The sequence below is a fragment of the Pseudomonas sp. 18.1.10 genome, from assembly GCF_024655625.1.
In the GTDB taxonomy this organism is placed as follows: domain Bacteria; phylum Pseudomonadota; class Gammaproteobacteria; order Pseudomonadales; family Pseudomonadaceae; genus Aquipseudomonas.
On record NZ_JANLGL010000345.1, the window covers coordinates 1 to 4008 of the forward strand.

Genomic DNA, 4008 nt, shown 5'->3' on the forward strand with positions numbered 1-4008 from the left:
CTGTCAGCCAACTTATCTGTTGGCTGGTACACCGCTATCGCAGGCAAGCCAGCTCCCACATTTTGATCTCCATTGCGCCTGGAGATTGGCTTACGGCTTGTGCCCGCGCGCCAGGAACTCGTGGGACTGCATCTCTAGCAAGCGACTCAAGGTCCGCTGGAATTCAAAGGTCAATCGCCCCCCGGTATACAGGTCCTTCAACTCCACTTCCGCCGAGATAATCAGCTTCACGTTACGGTCATAGAACTCATCGACCATGTTGATAAACCGCCGCGCGATGTCGTCGGTGGTCACGCTCATCTGCTCCACACCGCTCAAGATCACCGCATGGAAGATCTTGCCCAGTTCGATGTAGTCGTTCTGGCTGCGCGGGCCGTCGCACAGGGCGCGGAAGTCGAACCACGCCACGTCATCGCACGTACGCAGCGCGATGATCTCGCGGTTTTCGATCATCAGCTTGTCGTTTTCCACCGCCTGGGTGCATTCCGGCGTCAGGGCGCGGAAGCTCTTGCGCAGGCTTTCGTGCGCCGCTTCGTTGAGCGGGAAGTGGAACAGCTCTGCTTGCTCCAGGTGACGCAGGCGGTAGTCGACGCCGCTGTCGACGTTGACGATCTCGGTGTTCTGCTTGATGAGCGCGATGGCCGGCAGGAAGCGTGCGCGTTGCAGGCCGTCCTTGTACAGGCCGTCGGGCACGATGTTCGAGGTGGCGACCAGGGTCACGCCGTTCTTGAACAGTTCTTCCATCAAGGTGCCGAGGATCATGGCGTCGGTGATGTCGGAGACGAAGAACTCATCGAAGCAGATCACCCGCGCTTCGTCGGAGAAACGCTTGGCGATGATGGTCAGCGGGTTTTTCTCGCCCGGCAGGGTCTTCATCTCTTCGTGCACACGCTTCATGAAGCGGTGGAAGTGGGTGCGGACCTTTTCCTTGAACGGCAGCGCTTCGAAGAAGGTGTCTACCAGGTAAGTCTTGCCGCGGCCGACGCCGCCCCAGAAGTACAGGCCTTTGACCGGCGTGTGGTCTTTCTTGCCAAACAGCTTGCTGAACATTCCCGGCTTGCTTTGCGAGGCGGCGACGAGGTCGTCGTACAGGCGCTGCAAGTGACGCACCGCCGTTTCCTGCGCAGCGTCGTGGAAGAATTCAGGGCGTTTCAGATCAGCTTGATATCGTTCTAGGGGCGTCATAATTTCGTTAGCAAGGCAACAAAAACGGGCCGTCACTGTAACGACGGCCCTGATTAATGGCAATCAACCCTTGGTCGGGTCAATCTTCGATGGGCGTCAACGCGATGCGCAGGGCGGCGATGGCGGCGTCGCGGGAAGCGGCGTCGGCGAACGCGGCGCTGTCGGCCACGGCATTGCCGTCCAGCCAGACGCTGAAGCTCAGGGCGTCGCTGCGTACGTCCAGCGCGTCACCGTTTTGCAATTGCTTGGTCACAGCACCAGCAGCTTTACCATCGGCGAAGTTGCGCGACAACAGCAGTTGCTCGCCATCGGCGGCCAGCAGGCGGAAGCGGAAGCTGCCGTCGTCTTCGCGGAAGCTGACGAAACGCGCGGCTTTCGCGGCTTTCTTCTTGGCGGCCACCGGTGCTGCGGCTTGCTCGACGAACGAACGCAGGCCAACTGCTTCACGCAGCTCGGCGAGGAACGGTGCCGCCACGGCGCGGGCCTTCTTGGCGCCGATCAGCAGCAGGTCTTCCATGTCCGACGGGCGCGACATCAGTTGATGGTAACGCTCGCGGGCTTCGCCCAATTGACCGTCCAGCAGTTGGAACAGACGGTTCTTCGCCTCGCCCCAGCCCAGGCCTTGCAGCAGCTCGGCACGGAACTCTTCTTCCTGGGCCTTGCTGGCGAATGCCTGGAACAAGGTAAACAGGTGGGAATTGTCCGGGTCCTTGGCTTCGCCCGGCGCGCGGGAATCGGTGACGATGCGCGAGATCGCGTCCTTCATGTCCTTGGCGCTGGTGAACAACGGGATGGTGTTGTCGTAGCTCTTGGACATCTTGCGGCCATCCAGGCCCGGCAAGGTGGCGACGCTTTCTTCGATCAGCGCTTCGGGCATGGTGAAGAACTCTTTACCGTTGCCAAACAGGTGGTTGAAGCGCTGGCCGATGTCGCGGGCCATTTCCACGTGCTGGATCTGGTCGCGACCCACCGGCACCTTGTGCGCGTTGAACATCAGGATGTCCGCCGCCATCAGCACCGGGTAGCTGTACAGGCCCATGGTGATGCCCGCATCCGGGTCTTCGCCGGTTTCCACGTTCTTGTCCACCGACGCCTTGTACGCATGGGCGCGGTTGAGCAGGCCCTTGGCGGCAACGCAGGTGAGCAGCCAGGTCAGCTCGGGGATTTCCGGGATGTCCGACTGGCGATAGAACGTCACCCGGTTCACATCCAGGCCACCGGCCAGCCAGGTCGCGGCGATTTCCATGCGCGAGCGCTGGATGCGCTGCGGGTCATCGCATTTGATCAGGGCGTGGTAGTCGGCCAGGAAGTAGAAGGAGTCGGCATTGGCGTCCTGGCTGGCGAGGATCGCCGGGCGGATCGCACCGGCGTAGTTGCCCAGGTGCGGCGTGCCGGTGGTGGTGATGCCGGTGAGGATACGGGTACGAGTCGTCATGGGTAATCGCTTATCAGACTGCTATCAATTCGAAAGGCGCGGCAGCACCAGATCCTTGAGATCGGTGAGCTTGCCATGAAAAAAGTGCCCGCATTCTGCCACTTTCAGCAGCTCATGGGGGCGATTCAGGGCGGCGGACCAGTCGTAGACGGTCTGCGGGTCGACCACTTCGTCGGTTTCCGGCTGGATCAGGGTCAGCGGGCAGCCCAACGGCAGCAGGTCGGTGTCGCGCAGGCGCATCACCGCCGCGGCGACCATGAACAGGTGCGCGAGCTGCTCGCCTTTGGCTTCCAGGCGGCCGCCGAGGCTGGCGGCCACGTAGCCACCAAAGGAGAAACCGAGCAGGGTCATCGGCAGGTCGGGGTGTTTTTCCCGCAGCCAGGTGGCGGCCGCTTCGGCGTCGTCCACTTCACCGGTGCTCATGTCGTGGGTGCCGGCACTCGCGCCGACGCCACGGTAATTGAAGCGCAACGTAATCAAACCAGCATCGCGGGCGGTGCGTTGCAGGGTCGAGACGACTTTATTGAGCATGGTGCCACCCTGCACCGGGTTGGGGTGGCAGATCAGCGCCAGGCCCCGTGGTTCGGGGTGATCCAGGTACAGGGCTTCCAGTTGGCCCACCGGGCCTTCGATCAAAACGGGGGTTTCACGCATGAGCAAGAGATGAACTCCGTGACCTCTCAATGGGTCGACTCGTCTAGCTAAAAGTCTGTGCTTGGCATCATTGCGAGCTTAATCGCGGTATACAGCGCAGGTTTGAGCCGTTAACGTAAAGCAAAGCCGTTTATAGAGGAAGGACTCGTGGAACACTCGCTCTTAGTTTGGTTGTTGCCGACTCTTGCCCTGGTTGCCGGTGTCGCCATTGGATTCCTGGTTGCTCGCCTGCTGCCGAATGCCGCGCCTAACCGCACGCAGCGTCAGTTGGATGACATTCAGGAACGTTTTGACAGTTATCAGAACGAGGTTGTTACCCACTTCAACAGCACCGCGACCCTGGTCAAGAAGCTCACCCAGAGCTACCAGGAAGTACAGGACCACCTCGCCGATGGCGCCAACCGCCTGGCCCTCGACGACATCACCCGTCAGCGCCTGCTGGCCGCGTTGCATTCCGATGCACCGCAAACACCACGTGAGCGCCTGACCCCACCCCGGGAAAACCAGGAGCCGCCACGGGACTACGCGCCAAAAACGCCGAACGCCCCAGGCATGCTGGATGAGCATTACGGTTTGAAGAAGTAAGTTTTCTTCAAGCACAAAAAAGCCCGGCTGATCGAGGATCAGCCGGGCTTTTTGTTGCCTGCTCATTCTCAAAAACACTGGAGACCCAATGTGGGAGCGGGCTTGCTCGCGAAAGCGGTGTGTCAATCAGCCTATGCATCAACTGACCC

General features: G+C 60.8%; 4 protein-coding genes. 1 reads left to right on the forward strand and 3 read right to left on the reverse strand.

Features of this window, described 5'->3' with window-relative positions; genetic code table 11:
- Positions 1 to 90: 90 nt before the first annotated feature.
- The 3 genes from zapE to NUV89_RS28275 all read right to left on the reverse strand — a co-directional run bounded on the left by zapE (position 91) and on the right by NUV89_RS28275 (position 3274).
- Positions 91 to 1185, reverse strand: coding sequence for a cell division protein ZapE (gene zapE / locus NUV89_RS28265; protein WP_026136490.1), 1095 nt, complete (start codon positions 1183 to 1185; stop codon positions 91 to 93).
- 79 nt (positions 1186 to 1264) lie between these two features.
- A complete protein-coding gene (locus NUV89_RS28270) occupies positions 1265 to 2620 on the reverse strand; it encodes a tryptophan--tRNA ligase (RefSeq protein ID WP_257783906.1) in 1356 nt (451 codons plus the stop codon).
- Positions 2621 to 2644: 24 nt separating this feature from the next.
- Positions 2645 to 3274, reverse strand: a complete 630-nt coding sequence (locus NUV89_RS28275) for an alpha/beta hydrolase (RefSeq protein WP_257783907.1) — start codon at positions 3272 to 3274, stop codon at positions 2645 to 2647.
- Between the two features lie 147 nt (positions 3275 to 3421).
- On the opposite strand from NUV89_RS28275, the gene NUV89_RS28280 reads away from it, so the two are divergent.
- The gene (locus tag NUV89_RS28280; protein ID WP_003171734.1) at positions 3422 to 3859 is read left to right on the forward strand and encodes a YhcB family protein; all 438 of its coding nucleotides are present in this window, start codon (positions 3422 to 3424) and stop codon (positions 3857 to 3859) included.
- Positions 3860 to 4008: the final 149 nt, after the last annotated feature.